General features: G+C 71.0%; 19 protein-coding genes. 9 read left to right on the forward strand and 10 right to left on the reverse strand.

Annotation, left to right across the window (positions count from 1 at the left end; translation table 11 throughout):
- Positions 1-66 precede the first annotated feature (66 nt).
- Together F4562_RS22020 and blaOXA are read left to right on the forward strand one after the other, a co-directional pair.
- Positions 67-531, forward strand: coding sequence for a hypothetical protein (locus tag F4562_RS22020; RefSeq protein WP_184545876.1), 465 nt, complete (start codon positions 67-69; stop codon positions 529-531).
- A gap of 187 nt (positions 532-718) precedes the next feature.
- Positions 719-1,690, forward strand: a complete 972-nt coding sequence (gene blaOXA / locus F4562_RS22025; RefSeq protein ID WP_184545874.1) for a class D beta-lactamase — start codon at positions 719-721, stop codon at positions 1,688-1,690.
- Positions 1,691-1,754: 64 nt separating this feature from the next.
- Here blaOXA and F4562_RS22030 read toward each other — a convergent pair whose 3' ends face one another.
- The 3 genes from F4562_RS22030 to F4562_RS22040 all read right to left on the reverse strand — a co-directional run bounded on the left by F4562_RS22030 (position 1,755) and on the right by F4562_RS22040 (position 5,061).
- Positions 1,755-2,384: a hypothetical protein gene (locus F4562_RS22030; RefSeq protein ID WP_184545871.1), complete on the reverse strand. Its 630-nt coding sequence runs from the start codon at positions 2,382-2,384 to the stop codon at positions 1,755-1,757.
- A gap of 74 nt (positions 2,385-2,458) precedes the next feature.
- Positions 2,459-3,445 carry a pirin family protein gene (locus F4562_RS22035; protein ID WP_184545870.1) on the reverse strand — a complete coding sequence of 329 codons (987 nt, stop codon included), beginning with the start codon at positions 3,443-3,445 and terminating at the stop codon, positions 2,459-2,461.
- Between the two features lie 203 nt (positions 3,446-3,648).
- Entirely contained in the window at positions 3,649-5,061 is a 1,413-nt protein-coding gene (locus F4562_RS22040) for a serine hydrolase (RefSeq protein ID WP_184545868.1), read from the reverse strand.
- A gap of 304 nt (positions 5,062-5,365) precedes the next feature.
- Here F4562_RS22040 and F4562_RS22045 point away from each other — a divergent pair, with 304 nt between their 5' ends.
- Positions 5,366-7,132, forward strand: coding sequence for a sensor histidine kinase (locus tag F4562_RS22045; protein ID WP_184545866.1), 1,767 nt, complete (start codon positions 5,366-5,368; stop codon positions 7,130-7,132).
- Positions 7,133-7,207: 75 nt separating this feature from the next.
- Here F4562_RS22045 and F4562_RS22050 read toward each other — a convergent pair whose 3' ends face one another.
- Positions 7,208-8,191, reverse strand: a complete 984-nt coding sequence (locus F4562_RS22050; RefSeq protein WP_184545864.1) for a GlxA family transcriptional regulator — start codon at positions 8,189-8,191, stop codon at positions 7,208-7,210.
- 204 nt (positions 8,192-8,395) lie between these two features.
- Between F4562_RS22050 and F4562_RS22055 the strand changes: the two genes are divergently transcribed.
- The gene (locus tag F4562_RS22055; protein WP_184545862.1) at positions 8,396-9,355 is read left to right on the forward strand and encodes a proline dehydrogenase family protein; all 960 of its coding nucleotides are present in this window, start codon (positions 8,396-8,398) and stop codon (positions 9,353-9,355) included.
- 60 nt (positions 9,356-9,415) lie between these two features.
- Here F4562_RS22055 and F4562_RS22060 read toward each other — a convergent pair whose 3' ends face one another.
- The 3 genes from F4562_RS22060 to F4562_RS22070 all read right to left on the reverse strand — a co-directional run bounded on the left by F4562_RS22060 (position 9,416) and on the right by F4562_RS22070 (position 11,947).
- Positions 9,416-10,192: an SDR family oxidoreductase gene (locus F4562_RS22060; RefSeq protein ID WP_184545860.1), complete on the reverse strand. Its 777-nt coding sequence runs from the start codon at positions 10,190-10,192 to the stop codon at positions 9,416-9,418.
- A gap of 61 nt (positions 10,193-10,253) precedes the next feature.
- On the reverse strand, positions 10,254-11,195 hold the full coding sequence (locus tag F4562_RS22065) for a DNA-directed RNA polymerase subunit alpha C-terminal domain-containing protein (RefSeq protein ID WP_184545858.1): 942 nt from the start codon (positions 11,193-11,195) through the stop codon (positions 10,254-10,256).
- Between the two features lie 50 nt (positions 11,196-11,245).
- Positions 11,246-11,947 (reverse strand): DUF4386 domain-containing protein, encoded by a 702-nt coding sequence (locus F4562_RS22070; RefSeq protein WP_184545856.1) that lies wholly within the window; start codon positions 11,945-11,947, stop codon positions 11,246-11,248.
- A gap of 128 nt (positions 11,948-12,075) precedes the next feature.
- On the opposite strand from F4562_RS22070, the gene F4562_RS22075 reads away from it, so the two are divergent.
- Complete coding sequence (locus F4562_RS22075) at positions 12,076-12,759, forward strand: TetR/AcrR family transcriptional regulator (RefSeq protein WP_311734198.1); 684 nt, start codon at positions 12,076-12,078, stop codon at positions 12,757-12,759.
- 109 nt (positions 12,760-12,868) lie between these two features.
- Here F4562_RS22075 and F4562_RS22080 read toward each other — a convergent pair whose 3' ends face one another.
- Positions 12,869-13,738, reverse strand: coding sequence for an ATP-binding protein (locus F4562_RS22080; RefSeq protein WP_184545854.1), 870 nt, complete (start codon positions 13,736-13,738; stop codon positions 12,869-12,871).
- A 1,078-nt stretch (positions 13,739-14,816) separates the two neighbouring features.
- Between F4562_RS22080 and F4562_RS22085 the strand changes: the two genes are divergently transcribed.
- The 3 genes from F4562_RS22085 to F4562_RS22095 all read left to right on the forward strand — a co-directional run bounded on the left by F4562_RS22085 (position 14,817) and on the right by F4562_RS22095 (position 16,234).
- A complete protein-coding gene (locus F4562_RS22085; protein ID WP_184545852.1) occupies positions 14,817-15,638 on the forward strand; it encodes a helix-turn-helix domain-containing protein in 822 nt (273 codons plus the stop codon).
- Positions 15,629-15,841 (forward strand): DUF397 domain-containing protein, encoded by a 213-nt coding sequence (locus F4562_RS22090; RefSeq protein WP_184545850.1) that lies wholly within the window; start codon positions 15,629-15,631, stop codon positions 15,839-15,841. Before F4562_RS22085 ends, F4562_RS22090 begins: the two co-directional genes overlap by 10 nt.
- Positions 15,842-16,021: 180 nt before the next feature.
- Positions 16,022-16,234 carry a DUF397 domain-containing protein gene (locus F4562_RS22095; RefSeq protein WP_184545848.1) on the forward strand — a complete coding sequence of 71 codons (213 nt, stop codon included), beginning with the start codon at positions 16,022-16,024 and terminating at the stop codon, positions 16,232-16,234.
- A gap of 66 nt (positions 16,235-16,300) precedes the next feature.
- Here F4562_RS22095 and F4562_RS22100 read toward each other — a convergent pair whose 3' ends face one another.
- The gene (locus tag F4562_RS22100) at positions 16,301-16,690 is read right to left on the reverse strand and encodes a DUF3592 domain-containing protein (RefSeq protein WP_184545847.1); all 390 of its coding nucleotides are present in this window, start codon (positions 16,688-16,690) and stop codon (positions 16,301-16,303) included.
- 136 nt (positions 16,691-16,826) lie between these two features.
- On the opposite strand from F4562_RS22100, the gene F4562_RS22105 reads away from it, so the two are divergent.
- Positions 16,827-17,159, forward strand: a complete 333-nt coding sequence (locus F4562_RS22105; RefSeq protein ID WP_184545845.1) for a cold-shock protein — start codon at positions 16,827-16,829, stop codon at positions 17,157-17,159.
- Positions 17,160-17,446: 287 nt separating this feature from the next.
- Here F4562_RS22105 and F4562_RS35920 read toward each other — a convergent pair whose 3' ends face one another.
- Positions 17,447-24,085, reverse strand: a complete 6,639-nt coding sequence (locus tag F4562_RS35920; protein ID WP_184545843.1) for a PKD domain-containing protein — start codon at positions 24,083-24,085, stop codon at positions 17,447-17,449.
- Positions 24,086-24,242 lie beyond the last annotated feature (157 nt).

The raw sequence follows: 24,242 nt of genomic DNA on the forward strand, positions 1-24,242 counted from the left end.
CCGAAGAACTCTCCCGAGATCGAGAAACTTGTGAACCTTTCCCGGTCCCGGAGCATCAGACCGGGCATGCGTAGATCACTTCTCACCGCTTTCGTCGCCCTGTCCGTCGTCGCCGGAGGTGCGGGTCCCGCCCTCGCCGCGGACACCGCAGGCGTCACCGCCGGAGCCGTCGCGGTGTCCGCCGCCCCGGGCCAGGCCGTGAACCTCAAGCTCACCGCCCAGGTCCGCAAGGCCCTCGCCGACGCCTACTGGCGCAACCCGAGCAGCACCGACCCCTTCCCCCGCGCCAAGGTCGACGGGCCGAAGGACGTCCACTACGGAAAGATCACCGGGTCGACCCCGGCCAGGGACGTCTACTGGGCCATCGGTGACATCGGCATCAAGGGCGACCCCGTCAGCTACCAGGGCGGGCCGCACATCTGGCGCAAGGTGGGCAACGGCACTTGGAAGCACGTCGGCGACACCGGTGGCTGCCTCTCCAAGGTGCCCGCGAAGCTGCTGAAGGTGTGGAAGCAGAGCAGCCACTGCTAGCGGCTTCTCCCCTCCTTCCGGGCCGGTGAGCCGGAGCTCCGCCTCCGGCGTACGCCGTCGTCGCGGGAGGCGGAGAGCTCGGCGGGTGCGGGGTGTCGGCGGAGGAGGCCGGTGTCCGGCGGCGAGGTCCAGGCACGATCTTGGCGTGTGACAATCGAGTACTCGCCACGGGATCGGGGGACTGCGAATGCTGCGGCACGGCTCGACGCCGGCGTCCGGGACGCCGACCGGCTCCGGTCCGCTCCTCCGGACGCGGCCGCGCAGGACGCTCGCCGCGGCCCTGGCCGCGATCTCGGTGGTGGCGGCGTCCGCGTGCGACGGTCCGGGCCGGACGTCCCCCGCGCCGGGTGCGCCTCCCGCCGACCGGCAGGCAGGCAGTCCCGCACAGCCGCAGCCGCAGCCGTCCCGGACGGCTCCGGCCGCGCACACGGTGGTCCGCGACGACCTGCGGTCCGTGTTCCGCGACGCGGGCGTGAAGGGTGCGTTCGCGCTCCTCGACGTGGACGCGGGGCGGACGACGGTCGTCGACGCCGACCGGGCGGCGCGGCGGCGGGTCCCCGCCTCCACGTTCAAGATCCCGCACTCCCTGGTCGCCCTGGAGACCGGTGCCGTCAAGAACGTCGACGAACCGATCCCGTATGACGGGACTCCGCAGCGCAACAGGGAGTGGGAACGCGACATGAGCCTGCGCGACGCGGTGCGGGTCTCCAACGTCGCCGCGTTCCAGACCGTCGCGAGGCGGATCGGCCTGCGACGGGAGAAGACGTGGGTGAACCGGCTGGGCTACGGGAACCGCCGGATCGGCACCGCGGTGGACCGATTCTGGCTGGACGGGCCGCTGAAGATCTCCCCCGTCGAGCAGACGCGGTTCCTGGCCCGGCTGGCCCGGCGGGAGCTCCCGGCCGCCGTCCGCAACCAGCAGCGGGTGCGCGAGATCCTGAAGGCCGAGCGCAAGGGTGATCACACCCTGTACGCCAAGACCGGCTGGAGCACCGTCGCGCGACCGGGTATCGGCTGGTGGGTCGGCTGGGTCGAGCGCGACGGCCACGTCTACGCCTTCGCGCTCACCCTGGACGTCCGCGCCGACCGCGACGCCGGGCGGCGGATCCCGGTCGGCCGGGAACTGCTGCGCCGGCTGGGCGTGCTCCCGGGCACCTGAGTTCGCGGGTGCCCGGGGAGAGGGGCGGGCCTGCGGCGCGCGGCCGGCGATCGATGGTCCGCGGTCAGCTCCAGGTGGCGTTCCCGAGCACGTTCTCCAGCCCGGGAGTCTTCCAGACGTCCACCACCAGGATCTTCGACGACGGCAGGAACCACTCCCGCTGGGTGAAGCTCGCCGTCTGCTTCTTGCCGTCGTTCGTCATGCACCGGTTGGCCCAGGCGACGTACTTCGCCTTGTGCCCGGGGCCGGCCGGACGCAGGCCCTTGGAGGTGGCCTTGCCGGTGGTGTACCAGCTGGTGCCGGCGTTGAAGGGGCAGGGCACCACGCCGCTGAAGGGGTGGAACTGGTACTTGCCCGTGTAGGTGATGTGGCCGCCCCCGACCGGGACCCGGACGAACTCCTTGGGGCCGAAGACCCAGAAGCTCCGGCAGTTCGCGGCGAAGGGCTCCGGCCGCCGGCAGCTCCCGGTCGTCACCACGGCCCCGTCCCCGCTGCGGTGCACCCGCCAGCCTGCGGGGAGCTTCAGGTTCATCCCGCGGAAGGACAGGGTCGCGGCCCCCGCCGCGGACGGGCCCGAGGAGGTCCCACCCGTCGGCGCCTTCACCGGCACCCCCGCCGCGGCCGATGCCGCGGCGGGGACGGCCAGCACGGAGGATGCGGCGAGGGCGACGAGAATAGAAGATCGTTTCTTCATGTCCGTAGGCTATCGGCCCGCACTTGCGGATCATTTGCACCGCTTGTGGATCATTGGCGGACGGGCGGGTCCGCTCAGGCGGGTCCGGCGGGGACGGTGCCGAGGCGGCCCGCCTGGTAGTCCTCGAACGCCTGGACGAGCTCCGCGTGGGTGTTCATCACGAACGGCCCGTAGTGCGCGACCGGTTCGCCGATCGGGCGTCCGCCGAGCACGATGACCTCCAGGTTGGGGCTGCGGCTCTCCTGCGTCCCGGCGGCGGAGACGGTGATGGCCTCGCCGTCGGTGCCCAGGCCGGGCAGCGTTCCGAAACCGTCGAAGACGGCCAGCTGGCCCGACTCGATCGGCTGCCGGTCGGTGCCGGCGCTGCCCCGCCCGGACAGGACGTACGCGAGCGCGTTGAAATCCTTGCGCCAGGGGAGGGTGAGCCGGGCGCCGGGGCTGAGGGAGGCGTGCAGCAGGGTGATCGGCGTCCTGGTGGAGCCGGGACCGGTGAAGTCGCCGACCTCGCCGGCGATCAGCCGGACCAGTGCCCCGCCGTCGTCGCTGCTGAGCAGGACGACGTTGCTCCTGCCGATGTCCTGGTACTTCGGCGCGACCATCTTCTCGCTGCTCGGCAGGTTGACCCAGAGCTGGATCCCGTGGAACAGGCCGCCCTTCTGCACCAGCCACTCCGGAGGGGCCTCCTTGTGGAGGATTCCACCGCCGGCCGTCATCCATTGCGTGTCGCCGTCGGAGATCGTGCCTCCGCCGCCGTGGGAGTCGGCGTGGTCGATCACGCCGTCGATCATGTAGGTGACGGTCTCGAAGCCCCGGTGCGGGTGCCAGGGGGTGCCCTTTGGCTCGCCCGGTGCGTACTCCACCTCGCCCATCTGATCCATCATGATGAACGGGTCGAGGTACTCGGGCTTGATCGTCGCCAGTGCCTTGCGGACCGGGAAGCCCTCTCCCTCGAATCCGCTGGGGGCGGTGGTGACGGCCAGCACCTGGCGTTCCCGGGTCGCGGTCAGCGGCCGGGGGAGCCGGGGCAGGGTCAACGGGTTCTCCACGGTCACGGCTGGCATCTTGGGTTCCTTCCTTCGATGTTCGCCCGGGAGAACTCAGTTTATGTTTCAACTATTCCCGGCGGGCAGGTGTACCCGTTTCCCGAGGCGGCCCGGGGCGGCCCGAATCGGCCTGAATGGGCTCGAATCGGTCAGGGGAAGGCGCTTCCGCCGATGCGGGAGGCGCGTCCCGATGCGGGACGCGCCTCCCGGAGAGGGACGCCCTACTTCCCGGCGGCCAGCTTGAACCCGCCCCGGCTCAGCGAGATCAGCTCGGGGGCGACCTTCGACTCGTCGAGCGGCTTGGCGGGGTCGTTCGTCAGCACGGTGACCAGGTACGTCTTCCCCTTGGCGGAGCGGGCGAAGAACGACATGTCCAGGACGCCGAGCTCGGAGCCGCCCTTGGCCCACACCGTCGGCCACTTCCTGCGGTTCAGGCCGAGGCCCAGGTCGTTGACCGACATGGCGTCGGCGACCTGCTTGCCGTTCAGCTCGGCCAGCCCGGCGTAGGCGCGGCAGACGTCGCGCGGCGAGCCGAACCACTCCACCGTGCCGATCTCGCGGGGCCTGTCCCAGGGCTTGATGTCCTTCAGCTCCTGCTTGGCGACGGTCTCCTCCAGGTACACACGCTTGCCGGCGACGTCGAGGCCCGCGTAGGTCCGGGCCTGCTGGGGGTGGTTCACGCCCTTGAGCAGGAACAGCTCCTTGGTGGTGAGGAAGGGGATGTTCAGGTTCGCGTGCTTGGACCAGCGGCGCATCGTGGTCTCCACGGCCTCGCGGCCGACGGTGTGGATCAGCAGGTCGGTGGCGGTGTTGTCGCTGATGGAGATCATCAGCCGGGCCGCCTCGCGGACCGTGGTGGTGCTGTCGTCGGGCTGGTTGTTCAGCCCGCCCTCACCCGCGCTCCGCCACTCCGGCTTGATCGTGAGCTCGGTGTCCCAGCTCAGCTCACCGGCGCGGATCTTCTCGGCCACGGCACCCAGCACGTAGACCTTGAAGATCGAGCCCAGCGGCTGGACCTTGTCCGGCGCGACCGCGTGCGCCACCCTGCACCGGCCGTCCGCGTCGATCTCGGCGGCCAGGAAGCCCACGTTGGGTGCCACCCTGCGCAGCCGGGCGTCGAGCTCCTTCCAGCTCTTCGGCGCGGCCGGGATCTTCGGCTCGGGGGGTGCGACCAGGAGCAGCTCGATCTTCCCCTTCTTGTCCACGCCGATCCGGAAGGTGAAGGTCTCCCCGGCGAGCTTTCCGGTGCCGGCCAGCGCGGTGGGCGTCACCTTGGTGAACGTCGCCAGACGGAACCCGGCCGCCTGCTTCAGGAAGTCGTTGAACCCCTGGGGCGTCACCGACGCGAGGTAGGCGGCGTTGAAGTGCTCGCGCAGCTCGCTCTCCGCGATCGGGGCTCGCGACAGGGCCTCCAGGAACCAGCGCAGCTGCCGCCCGGCGGGGCTGTCCGGGATCTCCGGCGCGGCCGAGACCTCCGCCCCCGTGGCGGAGACCCCGGTGGAGACCCCGGTGGAGGCCCCGGCGGAGGCCGTGGCCGGGGCGGTGAGGGCCGCCGCGGGCAGCGCCATCGCGGGGACGGCCGCCGCCGCCAGGGCGAGGGCGAGCAGACGCTTCGACCGGAACGGCAACCGCATGATGTTCTCCTTCGGGAAAGGGGATCCGGAGAATCCGGGGGACCGGCCGCCCTGCGGCGACCTCACTGAATCGACCGGCCGTCCGGTGGCTCCGGTCGCCCGGCCCGGCGCTCTCACCCGGCTGGGTGGCGTTCCGGCGGTCCTGGCGACCGGCCACCCGTCCGGCGGCCTTGATCCGAAACTAGGCGCCGGCTCCGTGCCGGACCACCCGGCCGTCCTCCGTTCCACGGGGTGCGGCAAACTGCACCCGGTGTGCGGACAACCTCATGGACAGCGGGAGGCGGAGCAGGTCACCCTGCCGTTCATGACCTCAACGGCCAGGGCCGGCGTACTGGCCGCATCGATCGCCGGCGTGGCCGCGGCCGGGATCGTCACGGGCTCGCTGCTGGAGACCGGCCTGCCCGTGCCCTTCACCCAGTGGCTGTTCATCGGGATGTGCCTGGCGCTGCCCGCGGTCGGCTGGCTCATCGCCGCCCGGCGCCCGGACAACCCCTACGGCTGGCTGCTGCTGGTCACCGCCCTCTGCCTGGGGATGGGCGGCCTCGGCGCGGGTGCCCTGCTGTCGGCCGCGGTCCAGGGCCCGCCGGCGGTCGTCGCGGCCCTGCTGGCCTCGCTGTTCCACGTTTTCTACGGGCTGAGCTGGGTCTTCGTCCCGCTGCTCTTCCCCGACGGCCGGCTGCCCTCGCGGCGCTGGCGCACCGGTGCGCGGGTCGCCGCCGCGGGGATCGCCGTCTGGTGGCTGGGCATCCTGCTGTCGCCCGACCAGGTCTACCTGCCGGTCTTCCAGCGCGGCAACCCCCTGGGGTTCGACGGCACGGCCGGTCTGCTGGCCGCGGCCGCCGGCGGGCTCGGTCAGACGACGACCTTCCTGGTCGCGCTGGCCGTGCTGGTCTCCCTCGTTCTGCGCTGGCGACGCGGCACCCCCGCCGAGCGTCGCCTGCTGCGCTGGATGATCGCCGGCTCGGTGGTCACGCTGAGCGGGTTCGTGACGCTGACGTTCTTCGAGGTTCCCGCGCAGGGGACGGTGACGCTGGTCATCCTGGTCACCCAGATGGCCGCGCTGCCCGCGGTGATCGCGGCGGCGGTGTTCCGGCACAACCTCCTCGACCTCCGGGTGGGGATCCGGGGTTCGCGGTTCTTCCTCGTCTTCGACCTGCGTCCGACCGTGGACGAGCTGCTGACCGAGCTCGGCCCGGCGCTGGAGGAGGCCGAGCCGGTGGAGCAGCTGGGCCGTCTCGCCGAGGCGGTGCGCGCGAGCCTGGAGATCCGGTGGGCGGCGGTCGAGCTCACGGACGGCACCCGGGTGGTGGCCGGCAAGGAGGAGGGGGAGGCCGTGCTCACCGTCCCGGCCGGGCCGGGGAGCATCGTGTGCGGCCCCCGCACCGCCGGGCGGCTCACCGCCGAGGACCGCAGGCTGCTCAGCTCGTTCGCGGTGCCGATCGGGCTGGCGATCCAGAGCGCGGCCCTGGCCGGGCGGCTGGTCAACGCGCAGGAGGCCGAGCGGCGCCGGATCGAACGCAACATCCACGACGGCGTCCAGCAGCAGCTCGTCGCGCTGATCGCGGGCCTGGAGCTGGCCCGCGCCACCGGCGGCGGGCCCGACAGCCTGGCGCTGCTGCGCGAGCAGGCCCGGCAGACCCTCACCGACCTGCGGGAGCTCGCGGCGGGTATCCACCCCTCCGTGCTCAGTCAGGGCGGGCTGGCCGAGGCGATCGAGGAGCGCTGCTCGCGGCTCCCGGTGGCCACGACCGTGGCCGTCGATCCCGGGCTCCGCGCGCGGCGCTTCCGTGACGAGATCGAGGGAGCGGTGTACTTCACGGTCAGCGAGGCCGTCGCCAACGCGCTCAAGCACGCCGGGGCCTCCCGGATCGAGGTGCGGCTGGCCGAGGGGACCGGGCGGCTGCGGGCCGAGGTGTCGGACGACGGCAGGGGTTTCGACCCGGCGGTGACCGCCCGCCGTGGCCTGGGGCCGCTGGCCGACCGGCTGACCGCCCTCGGCGGCGGCCTCGACGTCTCCTCCGAGCCCGGCGGGGGGACCCGCCTGCGCGCCTGGGTCCCGGTCGCCGCGTGACCGCCGGGCCTTCGGGCCCTCACCCGGGCTCTGGATCGGGCCGGCACCGGGTGGTACGGGGTGGCCGCGGCGCCGTCACCGGAACATGCGGCCCTGGCCCGAGCCCGCGTGCCGGCCGCGGAAGGTGCGCCGGTAGGTGTGCGGCGTGGTGCCCAGGCGCCGGGTGAAGTGGTGGCGCAGCGTGGCGACCGAACCGAACCCGGACCGTTCGGCGATGACGGCGACCGGTTCGTCGGTGTTCTCGAGATGCCGCTGGGCCAGCTGGACGCGCTGGTCGGTGAGCCACTGGAGCGGGGTGGTGCCGACCTCCCGCTGGAAGCGGCGGGCGAAGGTACGTGGTGACATGTGGGCCTGCCGGGCCATGCCCTCCACGGACAGCTCCTCGTGCAGGTTGGCCTGCAACCAGGTCAGCAGCGACGCGAGGGGGCCGGCACCCGGCTCCCGCTCGGGTCGCTTGATGTACTGGGTCTGGCCCCCGTCCCGGTACGGGGGCGCCACCATGCGCCGGGCGATGTCGTTGGCGACGGTGCTTCCCTGTTCCTTGCGCACCAGGTGCAGGCAGGTGTCGATTCCGGCGGCGGTCCCGGCGCCGGTGATGACCGGGTCCTCGTCGACGTAGAGGACGTCCAGTTCCACCTGGGCCCGCGGGTAGCGGCGGGCGAGTTCCGTGCCGTAGCGCCAGTGCGTGGTGCAGCGGCGCCCGTCCAGCAGGCCGGCCTCGCCGAGCAGGAAGGCGCCGGAACAGATGCTGAGCACCCGGGCGCCACGCTCCGCCGCGGCCCGGAGTGCGGCGAACAGTTCCTCCGGGTACCGCTTGTCCGGGTCCGCCGCCGGGACGCCGATGAGGTCCGCGGCCTCCAGCCGCTCCAGCCCGTGCGGGGTCTGGACGTGGAAGCCGTGCCTGGTGGGCACGCTCGTCTCTCCCGTGGGGGAGACGACCGCGAAGTCGTAGACGGGCAGGCCGTCGTCGCCGCGGTCGATCCCGAAGATCTCGCAGAACACGCCGAGCTCGAACGCGTGCCCGCCGTCGAGGGCGAGGACGGCGACGTTGCGCAGCATGGGGCTTCTCCTTGCACGGGGACGGGCGTGGCGCGAGGTACTGGCAGGAATTTCAGCTTAATAGGCATTTCTGCCACTTTCACGGCAGATGGGCGTCTGAAAGGCTGGCGCCGTAGGCCGATGGCCTCTTACCGGATCACCGGTTTCCCGGCGGGCCGGCACGGCCGGCCCCTGATCGCTTCACCTTCGACAGCTAGGCACACCATGACGAGCAATTCCTTCACCGGTACCGAGGACGTGTCCACGCAGGCGGCCCAGGTCCTGCGTAGGCTCGCGCTCGACGAGGACCTCAAGTGGCGGGTGCCCGCGGACCCGGTGCTCGGCCCCATCGCCCGGCGGGTGGCCCGGCGCTTCGTGGCCGGCGAAAACCTCACCGACGCACTGGAGCGGGTGGCGGAGATCATCGCTGCCGGACACCGGGCGAACGCCGAATACATGGGGGAGAGCTGCCGCGACCCGCGGCTGGCCATGACGGAGACGGACGTGTTCGTCGACGCCGCCCACCGGCTCCCGCCGGGGTGCTCGCTCTCCCTCGACCTGTCGCACATCGGTCTTGCGATCGACGAGGACCTCGCGCTGGAGAACGCCGTCCGGATCGCCCAGGCCACCGCCGGCGCCGGGCGGGAAATGATGATCTCCGCGGAGGGTTCCGACCGCACCGACGCGATCCTGACGACGCACCGCAGACTGTGCGAGCGCTTCGACCACGTCGGGGTCACGGTCCAGGCGCGGCTGCACCGCACCGAGGAGGACCTGCAGGCGCTCCTCGTCCTGCCGGGCCGGATCCGCCTGGTCAAGGGCGCCTTCCTGGAGCCGGAGACCGTCGCCTACGCGCGGGAGGACGCGGCGCTGCCCGCGGCGTACCTGCGCTACGCCGAGGTGCTGATCGACGCGGGGCACCTGTGCTCGTTCGCCACCCACGACTGGGGGCTGATCCGCCGCATCGACGAGCACCTCGGCGGGGAGGGACGCGACGACGCGCCGTGGGAGTTCGAGACCCTGCTCGGTCTCGGTCCCGACCGCCTCGCCGCGATGGCCGAGCGGGGCCACCCCACCCGCGAGTACGTCGTCTTCGGCACTGAGTGGTGGCTCTACGTGTGCAACCGGTTGGCCGAGGACCCCCAGCGCCTGCTCCAGGCGCTCGTCGACGCAGCCTCCTGCTGAGCATCGGCGCCGGTTCCGGCGCCGATGCTCCCGCGGCCGGGAAGCGGCGGAGTCCGGACCCTAGGGTCGCAGCAGGGCCTCGGCGCCGCCGTCGGCGTAGAGGATCTGGCCGGTCATGAACGCGTTGCCGGGACTCACCGTCCAGGCGAGCAGCGAGGCGACGGCCTCCACGGGGCCGGGGAAGCCCAGCGGCTGCGGCATCATGGTCTCCACCAGTTCCCGGGCGGCGGGGTCGCCGAAGACGAACTTCCTGGCGGTCTCGGTGTCCACGACGCCCGGGGCGACGGCGTTGAGCGGGATGCCGGCCCCCGCCCAGTCGGGGCTGACGGCGGCGCTACGCAGCCACCGGTTGAGCGCCAGCTTGCTCGACGGGTAGACGGTGTGGCCGTACCCGGCCGCGACGACCTTGGCCGCCGCCTCGGCCGCGGCCTCCTCGTCCAGCGACAGGCAGGCGGCGGCCAGGCTCTCGTCTGCCGCGACGACGGCGCTCAGCGAGGAGACGACGACGGCCCGGGGCCGGTCGGAGCGGGCCAGGAGCGGCCGCACCGCGTCGAGAGTGGCTAGGGTGCCGAAGAAGTTCACCCGTACGGGGGCCGGGCTCAGGTCACCGACCCCGGCCACGGCCACCAGCCCGTGCACGGTGCCGCCGGAGGCGGCGGCGACGCCTTCGGCCAGCCGCTCGCGGCCTTCCCGCGTGCCCAGGTCGGCGAGCACGTCGGCGTCGCGCAGGTCACAGCGGATCACCCGGTCGCCCCCCGCGGCGAGGAGATCGGCGGTGGCGGCACCGATGCCGGAGGCGGCGCCTGTGACGACGTAGGTACGCGGTTCGCTCTTCATGATCACGGTGAATACACCCGATGCGTTATATCGTCAATGCGGACGCCCTGCCGCAGGTGCATCACGAACGCGGCGCCGGGACGTCCCACAGCCGTATCCCGTAGTCCCAGTCCCCGTCGGCGGTGGCCAGCAGGTGTCCGTCCGGATGGAAGGCCGCAGACCAGACGGCGCCGGTGTGGCCGGTGAACAGCGCGATGAGTCTGCTGGTGGCGACCTCCCACAGCCGTATCCCGTAGTCCCAGCCGGCGGTGGCCAGCAGATGGCCCTCGGGATGGAAGACCGTCGTGTAGACGGACCTGATGTGGCCGGCGAGCGGCCTTCCGGCGGGCAGGCCGGTGGCGGTGTCCCACAGCTGGGCCGAGTCGTCCGAGCTCGCGGTGGCCAGCAGGCGGCCCTCGGGGTGGAAGGCCACCGACCAGACGGTGTCGGTGTGGCCGGTGAGCGGGGCTCCGACGGGCAGGCCGGTGGCGGTGTCCCACAGCCGCACCGTGCGGTCGTCTCCGGCGGCGGCCAGCAGGCGGCCCTCGGGGTGGAAGGCCACCGACAGGGCCCGGCCGGGGAGGAAGACGCCGACGGGCCGGCCGGTGACCGTGTCCCACAGCCGCGCCGAGTCGTCCCAACCGGCGGTGGCCGACGGATGGCCGTCGGCGGGGGAGGTCGTCACACGGGCGGACGGTGAGGAGCCGTGCTCGATGAAGGCGACGTGCTCCCGGACGCCGTCCGGCGGAGCGTCCCGCAGGGACATGCACACGTCGGGCTCGGCGAGTTTCCGCTTGATGTCCTCGACCCTCCCGGAGTCGATGCCCTCGATCGCCAGCAGGTCCCGTTCACTGCGGGCGGTCAGCTCGCCGCAGGTGTCGATGCCCGCGCGTTTGAGGAGGTTGTACGACCGGACCGTGAGGTTGAGCTCCTCGATGGGCAGGGCCGGATCCCAATCCCCCGGCCCCGGAGGGGGCAGGCACAGTGGTTCGTCGTCCGTCGTCCATGAATGGCGTAGCGACACCGCGAGCCTTCCTCGTCCACGCGACCACCCCCTGAGTGATCAGGGGCCGCTCATCGTAGCGCCGGTGACACGTCACCGGCAGATCCGTCACGGTCGAGGCCCGGCCCCGCGGGAAACCCCCTCACGATGAGCAGCACCCCCAGCGCGACCTCGAACAGCCCGCCCGGAACCGACAGGGCCACGCCGATGCCGTAGCCGAGGACCTCGGCGATCGCCCCGATCAGGAAGACGGCGTAGCCGGCCAGTCCCCACAGCGCCATGAACGCGGGCACCAGCCGGTCGCGCAACAGGACGCGGCAGAACAGCACGCCGCTGATCCCCAGCGCGATCATGGCGATCTGGTAGCTGTAGCGGTTGCCCTCCTTCGCCACCTGCCCCAGCGCCTCCAGGACGGCGGCCGGGGCGCCGCCGTCGGCCTGCTCCCGGGCGAGCGGCACCACGAGCAGCAGCAGGACGACCCCCACGGCCAGCATCACGGCCTCGACCGCCCTGCCGACCAGGTACGCGTAGGCGGAGATCTCGTGGCGCGGCTTCAGCACGGGGAGCACCAGCACTCCGATGCCGGCCACCGCGACGGAGTTGACCAGCATCAGCAGCGCTCCCGCCGATATCCGCAGCTGGTGGTCGAGCACGCCGGACAGGGCACCCGCGGTGCCCGGGCCGGACTCGACCAGGGCGTTGCCCCCGCCGTAGGCGACGAACGCCAGCAGCAACAGGGCACCCACGGTCCGTCCGATGGTTCTTCCTGACATGGCTCCTCTTCCCGCACGAGGGGTGGCGGGACACGGCCGGTGTCCTTCCGCCATGACGAACCCCTCTTCGTACTTAGTACGGGAAGGTATCGTACAAAGTACGAAATGGCTATCGTCCGGGAGATGAAGTGTCGAAGACGGTCAGCGGCGGTTCTCAGGAGCGCGCTCCGCTCAACCGGGAACGGGTGTTGCGCGCCGCGGTCGCGGTCGCCGACGCGGGAGGGGTCGGGTCGTTGACGATCCGCTCGCTCGCCGGGGAACTCGGCGTCAAGCCGATGTCGGTCTACCACTACGTCGCCGGCAAGGAGGAGATCCTCAACGGCATCGTCGACCTCGTCTTCGGCGAGATCGACCTGCCCTCGGCCGACGGCGACTGGCGGTCGGAGATGCGCCGGTGCGCGGCCTCGGCCCGCCGCGTGCTGCGGCGTCACCCCTGGGCACTCGGGCTCCTGGAGTCGCGGGCCGCCCCCGGTCCCGCCACGCTGCGGCATCACGACGCGGTCGTCGGCGTCCTGCGTCGGGCGGGTTTCTCGGTGGAGATGACCGCCCACGCCTACGCCCTGATCGACAGCTACGTGTACGGCTTCGCGTTGCAGGAGGCCGCCCTGCCCTTTCACGGTCCGGACGGCGCCGCCGGCGTCACCCGGCCGATAATGCAGAACTTCTCCGCCGACGAGTACCCCCATCTCGTCGAGATGGCGACCGAGCACATCCTCCGGCCCGGCTACGACTTCGGCGACGAGTTCGAGTTCGGGCTCGGCGTGATCCTCGACGCCCTGGCGCGGTCGATCCCCGGGCCTGCGATCCGGTGACAGCGATGGCGTACGGGCCGTCGCGGCTCCGGTAGGTCACCGTGAGCTGTTCGCCGAGCAGTTCGTGGTGCGGGGCCGGGGGGGATCCTCGGTGCTTGGACGGCGACGGTCAGACCCCGTGAGAAGGCAGCCACCAGCGGGCCCAGACGGTTTTTCCAGGGCCGTGGGGGAGCGGGGTGACGCCGCAGGCGTGGGCGAGGGCCTCAACGATGGTCATGCCCCGGCCGTGGACGGCTTCGAGGTCCAGGTCGAGACGGCGGGGCCGCCCGGGGCCGTGGTCGGTGACCTCGACGCTCAGCTCGTCCATGCCCGTGCCGGGATCGCTCGCGCTGAGATTACCCGTGCTGGGATCGCTCGTGCCGGGACCGCTCATGCTGGCCCGCAGCCGGAGGCCGACCGGGGGGCCGCCGTGGGTGATGGCATTGGCCAGCAGTTCTCCGACGACCAGGACCACGTCGTCCGCGAGGTGCCGCAGCGACCAGGCGGTGAGGGTCTCGTGCACCAGACCGCGGGTCTTGCCGACGATCGACAGGTCGTGCGGCAGGTCCCAGCAGACGACGCGCGGGGCGTGCGGGTCGTATGGGTCGTGCGGCGGTGCCGGGGAGGCGGGCGGGCCGGAGGGCCGGTTTCGGCGGGGGACGCGCGGGTCGGCGGGCCGGTCCGGGGTTTCGGGCATCGGGACTCCTGGGAGCGGGGGTACGGTGCGTTCGGTCTCGCGCATCAGAGCGCGCAGTTCGTCGGCGGCGCGGGCCTGGAGGATCAGGGGCTCGGACGCGGGCCAGGCGGCGACGGCGTGGAAACGTCGTGTTCCCAGGCCGTACCAGACGATCCACCCGGGTTCGAGCCGGTCGAGCTGCTCGGCGGCTGCCCGTTCGGCGGCGTCCCACCGCCGGGGGCGGACCCACGTCGCGGGAACGCCCCGCCGGTGCCGCCCGCCGGGCTGTCCGCCCGGCCGTTCCTCGGTGCCGTGGCCGGTCACGCCGTCACCCCGGCCCGGTGCGGCTCGCCTTCACGGCGGGCTCCGTGTCCGTGGCGCGGCCCGTGACCGTGCGCGGGGCCGTGATGCGGTTCGTGTACGGGGTCGTGGTGCGGCTTGTGCCCGTGCGCGAGTCCGTGGTGCGGTTCGTGTCCACCGGGCGGGACGGACCGGCTGCCCGGTGGTCCGCCGCGCCGATGCGGCACGGCGGACGTCGGCGAGGAGTGCTCCTGCCGCCGGTGCCGTCCGGGGAGGACAGGGAGGACGGGGAAGGCGGGTGGAACGGCCGGGGAGGCCGGCGGCAGGAGCGGACGCACCGGTGTGGGGACCGGCGGCCGGTTGCACAGCCCGAGACGCCGCCGCGCGGTCATCCGGGCGTGAACCTGCTTGGGAGTGGGCTGTTCCCAGTCGTGGTGGGCCCGGTGCGGGAGGCTCGCGGCCTCGTGCGCGTACGGCGGGTGGCCGCACCAGCGGCAGCCGAGCGGCATCGGTGGCCGGTTAGCGTGCCAACGCACCCTCATCGACCTGGGATTTCCACTACGGTGGTGCATCGGGTCGGACCTCCAGTGTCCGGTCAAGGGGCTTGTCACGGCGTGCGGTGCCGTGACGAGCCCCGCTTTCGTTCACGGGACGGAGACGGCTCCGGGTGGGGTTTCGGCGCGGGGTTCTTCCGGGTGGATGGCTCCGGATAGGTGTTCCAGGAGCGGGTGGCGGTGCAGGCCGGCGTCCCGGGAGGATGACTTTGGCCCCGGTGTGCCGGGCTTACCGAGGGGCGACAGATCCGTATCGGCGGAGGCGGGGAGTGCCCGTCGAAACTGTGCTTTACGGGCCCTTTGGTTAGCGATTTGAGGGTTGTTATCCGGACATATCTATTCGACTCCTTGATGGTTCCAGAGGACTTCCCTCTGCATGCGTGAGGGGCGTTCAGCCAAGGGCCATCTTGTTTACCTTGACCCTTCACAGGGTGCCCTTTCCCGGCTACGTTGTGCACCCAAAGACTCTGCACATCGATGAGACAGTTTGTATTTATGCTGTGCTCTTCTGTGCTGCTGGGGTGGCGTCCCGGAAAGAAGGAGCTGAAATGTCCATGTCTCCCGGATCGGACAGAACTATGAAGCCTCTGACTGTTTTCGGCGCTGAAGTACGTAAGTATCGAAAAATGGCTGGCCTGTCACAAGACCGCCTCGCGGAGATCATTCAGTTCAGTCAGAGCCTGATCGGCTTCATCGAGCGGGGGGAGCGCACACCCAGTCACAACTTCGCGCAACGCTGTGACGATGCCTTGCAGGCGGGCGGGGAGTTAGTTCATCTGTGGGCACAGGTGACCCGGGCGGCGAGTCCCCGTTGGTTCCGTGGCTGGCTCGACATCGAGCAGGAGGCGCACACCTTGCACACCTGGCAGCCGCTCGTAGTGCCGGGCCTTCTCCAAACTGAGGAGTATGCGCGGGTAGTGATTCGAGGGGAGCCCGGTATATCCGATGAACAGGTTGAAAGAGCTGTTTCTGCTCGTATGGAGCGACAGAAGATCTTAGCCCGTAATGCGCCACCGATGCTTCGGGTGGTGTTGGACGAAGGTGTCCTGCATCGCCCGATCGGTGGCAAGGAGATCATGCGTCGCCAGCTCAAACACCTTATAGAGACGCTGGAATCCCCGCGGGTCGGCATTCAGATCGTCCCTCTGGTGCTCGGAGCAACCACGGGAACCTCGGGAGGATTTACTATCGCGCAGCTTCCGGGGGGCGGAGATACGGTATATATCGAATCTGCTAATTGCGGACAGGTGACAAGTCGGTCAGAGGATGTCGAGGCCATCTGCACTAGATACGACACCATCCGTGCTGACGCGCACCCTCAGCATGTCTCGGTTGAGTTGATCAGAGAGGCAGAGAAGTCATGGACCTGAGTGACGAACTGAAGGCCGCAGCCTGGCGTAAGGCCACCAGAAGCGCATCGAACCAAGGCGACTGCCTGGAGGTCGCTCCGTTGTCCGGTGGTCGGGTGGGTCTGCGTGACACCGAGGCTCCGGAGAAGGCACCGTTCGTGGTGAGCGCCAGCGTGTGGGCGGCGTTCGTCGACGGGGTGAAGAAGGGCGAGTTCGACTTCTGATCCCTACCCGGGAGGCGGGCTCAGGGGGTGGAGAAGCTCCGGTCAGATGGTAGAGCTTCTCCATCCGCCCGATGCGGCGCGTCCCACCGTTTCTGCGTCCGGGCAGAGCCGGGGTGTCCCGCGACCTGAAGCGTTTCCTCGGCACACGTCCATCGCGTTGATCAGAGAGGCGGAGAAGCTGTGGACCTGAGCGATGAGTTGAAGAACGCGGCCTGGCGCAAGGCCGCCAAGAGCGGTCCCAACGGCGGCGACTGCCTGGAGGTCGCCCCGCTTTCCGGTGGTCGGGTGGGTCTGCGTGACACCGAGGCTCCGGAGAAGGCGCCGTTCGTGGTGAGCGCCGGCGTGTGGGCGGCGTTCGTCGACGGGGTGAAGAAGGGCGAGTTCGACTTCTGACAGCGCGGCGGCGACGGCGACGGAGGAGCCGCCGCGCCGGCTCCCTCTGGTGCCTGCCTGGCCTGGCTACTCGAAGAAGGCGTACCAGGCCATGATCACCGTCCACATGACGGGGAGGATGAGCGAGAACAGGAGTTGGAACCTCGACTCCGCCTCCGCTTCGCCCTCGATCCACGCTGTCGTGGGGCTCCCCGGCAGGTAGCGCACCTTCACCGCCGAGCCGGGATCGGTGCGCCTGCGCATGACGTGCGCCGAGCGGGTCTCCACCTTTTCGCCGGTCGAGGTGGTGAACTCCAACACGGCATGGGTCCTTTTCGGGGAGCTCTTCAGGGAGACCAGCGACCCGTGCGTCCCCCGTGACGCCTCTATGTTCCGCTGAGTGCGCAGCCAGGCCTTGATCCCCCAGTACATGATCAGAACCGGTGCGATTTCAAGGATCAGGAACGGCAGCCACATACCGTCGAGGGTAGAGGCGGCTGCTTGCGGCCGGCTTGGAGCTCAATGATCTCGTACGGAGACACGATGAGGGCAGGTGAGGGCATCACGGTGCCCGCAGCCTCCGGATGCCGCCGGGGACGGCTTTGGGGGAGCGATGACGAACGGTGAGACGACCAGCGGGGTCGTGGTGTCGTGGAGCGACGACGAGGGATGGGGTTCCCTCAGGTCCGCCGACGTCCCCGGCGACGTCTTCGTCCACTTCTCCATGATCGTTGACGTGGCGGGTCACCGGTCTCTCACGCCGGGGCAGCACGTCCGCTTCACCTGGGAGCGCTTCCCGCAGGACGGTTTCGACTTCCGGGCGATCGAGGTGTTCGGTGGTGACGGCTCCGTCCCGGAGGCGGCGAAGAGCGAGGCCGGGAGTGGTGACGGCGCCTACGCCAGCGGTCTCCGGATCTCCCTGGACGAGGAGACCGGCTCCCCGTGACCACGGGCGGTCACCTGCCCTGCTGTGTTCCCCCACCTCCAGGCCCTGTTCCCCCGCCCTCGACCGTGAACTGCTCCCGACCGACTGCTCCTGACCGACTGCTCCCGACCGGTGCGGACCAGGGACGGGCCGGTCGGGAGCAGTTCCCACCGTAGGTGTGGGTTTTTCATCCCGATGGTCGTGGTCTCGCCGGTGTCGTCACCGACGAGCTCTTGGGATGGGGGGCGGGCCCGCGGGGCCCGGCCTGGAGGGCCGGGACCCGCGGGCCCGCCGGGGCCTGCCGGAGGTCAGCCGGTGACGCGGATGACGCCGATCACGGGTGTGGCCGGTCCGGTGCGCCGGCTGTCGTAGACCAGCTCGCCCTTGCCGTCCCACACCTTGAGCCGGAGCCGGTCGGTGCGCGTGCCCGGCCGGGCGGCGTCGGTCGCCGTGACCTCGAAGGTGACCGCGCCGGCGCCGGTGACCTTCCCGGTGCCGCGCAGGGTCGCCGTGCCGTCCACCACGGTCAGCAGCGTGTAGGCGGTCTCGCGCAGCTCGAACCCGGGGGCCCGGTAGTGCAGCCACCCGACGGGGGCACCGGCCGTGCCGCCCGCGGCGGTCCTGTCCGCCGTGGCGTCCCTGCCGCCCTCGCCGCCGTTCTCGCCGTCCTCGTCGCCGTTCCTGCCGCCGTGCTCGCCGGTCGCGGCCGGTCGAGCGCCGGGGAGGTGGTGGGCCTTCAGGGTGAAGAGGGCCATGCCCGGCCCGGCGCAGGCCGCATTCAGGGTGCACGCCCCGGCGGGGACGGCCAGCGTGCCCGCGCCGACGACCGCGCCGTGCGGGTTGTAGACCAGCACCCGCACCTTGCGGCCGTCGGCCAGGGTGTCGGAGGTGGTGGCGGCGCCGTCGTCGTCGGTCACCGTGACCGCCACCTCGTACTGGCCGGGGGTGGCGAAGGTGTGCACGCCGGTCACCGTGCCCTTGCCGCCGGTGCCGGTGACCACGCCGGGCAGGGTCTGCCCGGCCACCGACCAGGTCGCGGTGTGGGTGTCGGCGGTGCCCGGGTCGGTGAAGGTGGCCCCCAGGGTGACCGCGGTGCCGACCGGCACCACCACGTCCGCCGGAGAACCGGTGAGCGACACCTTCGGCGCCGCGTTGGTCACCTTCACCTTCACCTGCACCGTGCCGGTGGCGCCCTTGTCGTCGGTCACCGCCAGGGTGACGGTGTATTCACCGTCGTCGGCGAAGGCGTGCTCCATCTTCGGCTGGCGGCCCACCAGCGGCACCGGATGCGTCCCGGTGCCGTCGCCGTAGTCGGCGGTGGCGGTCCAGGAGGTGGAGTCGGGGTCGGAGAAGGTGCCCGCACCGATCCACACCGTGCCTTCGGCGATGGTCTCCCGTGCGTTGACCTTGACCTGGGGGGCCTGGTTGGGGGTGGGGGCGGTGGTGACGGTGGCGAAGAAGACCGCGCTGGTCTGCAGGCCGCCGTCGTCGCGGACGGTCACCGTGACCGGATACTTCCCGGCCGTGGCCCAGGTGTGTTCCAGGGCGACGTTCTGCCCGCTGACCGTGACCGGTTTCGGCCCGGTGCCGTCGCCGTAGTCGACGGTCGCGGTCCAGGACGTGGAGCCGGGGTCGGTGAAGGTCACGGTGCGCTGGAGCTTCTCCCCGGTGGTCAGTTCCACGTCCGGGCCGGCGGTCACCACCGGGGCGGTGTCGGGCGCGGTCTCGGTGATGACATAGGGGATGGGCTGCATGACGCTGCCCTGTTTGCTGTCGGTCACCATCACGATCACTCGGCCCTCCGGGACCGGGGCGGTGAAGGTCTTGGTCACGGTGACGGTGCCGCCGCCGGGCCGCTGAATGACCGATGCGTCTTCCATGCCGCCGTCCCAGACCACCCAGGCTTCGTGGGTGTCGGTGGTGTCGGCGTCGGTGAAGTCGACCTTCAGCGTGAACGGCCGGCCCACCTGCCCGCGCAGCGGTTCGGCGGGCAGGGTGATGACCGGTTTGGCATTGGCCGCGACTCCGGTCCCGGTCAGGGCCACGGTGTACGCCGGCGCGGTGCCGTCCCCGGTGGTGAAGGTCAGCTTGCCGGTCGCCGGTCCGACCTGGGTCGGGGTGAAGGTCACCTGTGTGGTGCACGCCTTGCCCACGGCCAGCTCCGGCGGGCAGCCGTTGGTCTGCCCGAACGGGCCCTCGGTGGCGATGACCGTGATCGGCATCGGAGCGTTGCCCCGGTTGGTCAGCGTCACCTCCACCGGGTAGCTGCTGGCGCCGACCTGGACCGTGTCCGGCCAGTTGACGCCGGTCTTGTCCAGGGCGTGGCGGACCGTGGCGGTCACCTCGGCGGTGTTGTCGCCGGGTTCGGGGTCGGCCACCGCGATGCTCGCCGTGCTCGCGGTGCTCTTCAGCACGGTGCCGTCGGCCAGACCCGCCGGCAACGTCGCGGTGATCTCGACGGTGGCCGACGATCCGGAGGGCAGCTTCGCGGTGGTGTTGCGGAACCCGTCCTTGACCGCGGTGCAGACGCCCCGCCAGGTGTCACAGGCGGCGCCGGTGACGGTCTGGGGGATGAGCACGTCCAGGCGCACGTCGGTGGCGGTGTCCGGGCCGGTGTTGGTCACCGTGGCGGTCCAGGTCACCGTCGAGCCCGGGCCGGGCTCGGTGGCCGACACGGTGTGGGTGACCTTCAGGTCGGCCCGCGCCGTGGTCGGGGTCAGCACGAACGACCGGTCCCGCTGATCGAACCCGGGCTGCGTGGCCGACCGGTCGCGGACGAAGCCCTGCGCCACGATCTGCCCGGACGCGTTGACGTCATACAACGTCGTCAGGTGCATGCACGGCTCGGTGGTGTCCTCCTTCTTCTCCGGGCACATCGGCCGGGGCAGCAGGTCGGCCAGCTCGTACTTCACCCCCGCCAGCCATAGCGCCGGCTTCCAGGCCGCGAACCGCGACGATCCCTGGGCGTGGCCGGCCACCAGGCCGTGGTCGTTGACCGCGCTCGCCCGGCCCACGCCCAGCACGGTGGGTGTGCCGTCGTCCCAGACGACCGCGTGCGGGTCGCTGCGGAGGCCGCAGAGCACCTCACCGGCCGGCATCCCGCCGGTGGCGACGTCGTGCACCCGCCCGACGTTGGGCACGCAGGTGCCGGGCTCACCGCCGCCGGGCTCGGCCGGCAGCGGCAGCGTGCCGGGCATGGCCAGTTTGGTGGTCGTCCCGCCGTCGTGGGTAGCCGGCGCCCACGACATGGGGACGCCGTCCACGCCCCGCTCGGTCACGTACGCGCCGCCCACCACACCGCGGGCGTTGATCCGGGAGGCCAGCGGGCTGCAGCACTCGGGTTTGTAGGTGCCGATCTCACCGTGGAAGGCCGGCTCGGCGGGCAGCTGCACCGGCGGCCCCTGGTCCCACAGCACGTACTTGCCGCCCAGCATGCCGAAGGTCTGGCCGTTGTCGTTGACGTCCAGCGCCCAGCTGTCCACGCCCGCCGCACCTGAGGCCGGATGCAGGTCGGTCACCGTGCCGTCGCCGAACAGCGCGGCGTGTTTCTCCGGCGTGCCCTCGCGGGTCACACTGGACCAGCCCGACACCCGCCCGGTCTCGGTGATGCCGCTAGCCACCGCCGCACACGGGTGGGAGGAGGTGTCGGCGCACGGCAGGGTGCCCAGGTCGGTCAGCTTCCCGTTCTCCCAGCGCGCCGCCCGGGTCCTGCCGCCGGGCAGCTGTGCCGTGGCCGCGACCTGCCCGCGGTCGTTGATCGCCGTCGCCCGGGTCTTGGCCGCGTCTCCGCCGGGCGGCGCCCCGAGCTCGGTCACCGTGTAGGACCCGAACCGGGCCACCACGGTGTGTTCGCCGTCCATCACCAGCTCCAGCGGGCCTCCGCCGGGCCGCTCCTGCCCGTCCACGACCCAGCCCTGCGGGACGCGTCCGGCCTCGGCCTTGGGGGTGAGCGTCACCTTGGTGCCGGAACGGTATCTCTCCTGCGCCGGGGAGGCCGACACCGACCCGCCGGGCTGTGCCGACAGGGTCAGCGTGAACTCCCGCAGGTCCGGCTTGGCGACCTCCACGACGGTCTGAGCGGTCCGCAGGCCCTTGGCCGTCTCGGCCCGGACCACCACGCTGTGGAGGCCGTCGGCCGGCGCCTCACCGGTCGTCGCGGTGTAGACACCGGTGTCGCCGTCCTCGGTCAGCGTCAGCTCATGCTGGGTGGCGTCCTTGGTCACCAGGGTCAGGGTGGCCTTCACCGTTGCCCCGGTGACCGGTGCACCGTCGTCGGTCACCGTCGCGGTCACCTTCACCCGGCCGTCGTCACCGGTCTGCTCGGCCGTGGCCGTCGCCTTGACCGGGTTGCCGGCCAACCAGGCGCTCAGGTCGGCGGTGACCGGCTGCGTTCCGGTGTTGGTGATCTCCACCTTCCACGCCCCGGCCTGCGGGGTGGCGACGCTCAACCCCTGGATGGTCTGCTTGGCGGTCTTGTCTCCGGCCGTGTAGGAGGCGGCCACCTTGCCGGACGGGTCGCGCAGCAGCACGCCCACCGTCTCCGGCAGTGTCCCGACGAGACCGAACACGGCCGCCGCCGGGACCTGCAACGGCACGCTCGCCGTCGTGCCCGCCTCCACCGTCGCCGACGGCGTGGCGAACACCGACACCGCACCGGTTCCGCCGTTCTCGCCGTCCCCGGCATCGGTGCCGGCGGCTGCGGTGACCGCGCCGGACTTCGCGCCGTCCTTGCCGGACTTCGCGCCGTCCGTGTCGGGCTTCACGGTGGCGTCCTCCGCCAGGGGGGAGACCCCGCCGCCGGAGGTGCCGTCCGACGCGAGCCGCGGCAGCAGGTAGTCGCGGAACTCCACCGGTGACATGAGTATCTCGTCGTGATGCGCCTTCGTGGTGGGGACGTCCTTGTAGTTGTGCCGTGCGCTGTTCGCCGGAACGAAGCCGTCTCCGTCCACAAGGGTGGGATGGCTCAGATCGGGGGAGGGCACGGACCTGCCCACACCCACCAGGCTGGAGATCCTCGTACCTCTCAGGTCCGTGACGTTCCTGTTGAAGCTGCCGGCGAAGTACGTGGTGTTGTACTCGATGGACGGGTACCAGGCCAGGAGGGCGGGATTCGCCGTCGCCGCGATCACGGCCATGTCCGCCAGCGGAGTCCCCCGGTTGGGGGTGCCCGCCTGAAGCAGTCTGCTCACCATCGGCTTGTGGCTCGGTGTCTTCTCCAGGCGTCCCTGGATGAGGGAACGGGTGAACAGGCCGCCCATGCCCTTGGCCAGGATGTTGACGTGCCACGCGCCGGTGAGGGTGCGCACGTTCTTGACGTACTTCTCCAGCTCGGCGGTGTTCTCGACGAAGTTCTTGGTTCTCAGGAAGGGCAGGAGTTTCACGCCGGTGTCCATCGCGCCGGTGACCTTCCCGTCACCGACCGCGTACCCCTCCAGGAGCGGGTGCACAGCCTCCAGGTAGGGCCCGTAATCGCCCCACGCCTCCGCGTTGCTCGCGAGGCCGTGCACCATGATCAGAGGCTTCGGCCGGACGACGACGGGCTGCTCGCGGGTGGCGTCCTCGACGTCGCCGACGGCGAGCTTCACGACCACGGCGCGTTCCGAACGGCCCTGGCCCTCGTGCCAGGCGAAACCGTCGGTGTCCCAGATCACGCGTTTCGTGACGGTCTCCTGCCCCGGGACCACCATGTCGGACTTCTCGTAGGACAGGCGCCTGCCGGAGACCTTGTCGAACAGCTGAAGGTCCCAGGTCCTGGAGTACGGGTTCGGGTTGTTCACCGACACGGTCACACGGACCCGGTTGCCTTCGATCACCCCGTCATCGCCCACCGGCACCCAGTTCTCGGAAGGATACTTCTGCGTCTCCAGGGTGAGCTCTGTGATGACGGGCCCGCCGCCGCTCAGGTCGAGCAGGAAGGCGTGATCCGTGATCGACCCCTCCTGCCGGCCGACGACGGCGATCTGGTTGCGGTCGTTGATGCCGGTGGCCTTCGTCAGGGTGACCGTCGAGCCCGGCGGACGCAGCGTGTTCAGGTCGATTTCGACGCCGTCGACGAACATGGTGGCGTAGGGCTTACCGCTGGCGTCGCGGCTCCATCCCACGGCGACGCCCGCCTCGTTGATGGCGTTCAGCATGCCGCCGGTCCTGGTCGCGAGCATCCGCGGCACGCCGTTCTCGTCCCAGATGACAGGGACGTACCCGCCGCCCTCATCCGTCGCGTAGCCCGCGACCAGACCCCGGTTGTTGACGTCGACGGCCGCGGTGCCGCCGCTGTACTCCAGGCGGTCCTCTTCGATGTTCAGGGGCTCGCCGGGCTTGGTGCGAAAGGCACGGAACACCTGTTTCTCCGGATCGGGGTCCATGTCGGCGGTGCCGACGACCGATCCGTGATCGTTCAGGGAGGCGGCCTCCATGTACTGGCCCTTGAACGCGGTGATCTTCGTCACGGCTCCGTCGGGGTCGCGGAGCCAGTAGTAGCCCGCCACCTCTCCGTGCTTGTTGATGGCCATCGCGTCGTTCGGGGTGATGCGCTGGAGTTTGCCGTCCTTGAAAAGGTAGGAGTAGTTGTTGTTGGTGTAGTTGCCGACCACGGTGCCGTCGTCGTTCACGTCCAGCGCGATGCTTCCGAGGGGTTCTCCGAACGCCTCGGCGATGTCGGTGAACGATTCGCGGGAGAACAGGGCGGCGTGGTGGGTCGCGCCGTCCATGACGCTTCCGACGACCTGACCCCTGTTGTTGATCTTTCCGAGGTAGCCCTGCGAGGTGTTGAGGGAGCCCAGGTCGATGAGCTCGGTCTCCGGTGCGGTGCGTGCCGCCTTCTCGTCCCGCGGCGGTGCCGGGGAAGGCGCGGCGTCCGCGGGCAGGGGTGTGATGAGGGAACCGGCCACCGCGGCGAGCACGGGAAGCGCGATCCGCCGCGTGAAGGCGCGGCTGAATAACCAGGCCAAGGGGGATCTCCGAGACTGAGGCTGTGCCGTATGGGCACGGGTGTGCCGATGGGACCCGGTCCTGGGGCTGAGTTCTCCCCAGGCGCGGGTACGGGTCCGCATGGGAGTGGGGTCGTCAGCCGTTCCACGGTTGCGGGCGGGGATCGTTCCGTACGAC

The organism is Streptosporangium becharense, assembly GCF_014204985.1.
In the GTDB taxonomy this organism is placed as follows: Bacteria; Actinomycetota; Actinomycetes; order Streptosporangiales; family Streptosporangiaceae; genus Streptosporangium; species Streptosporangium becharense.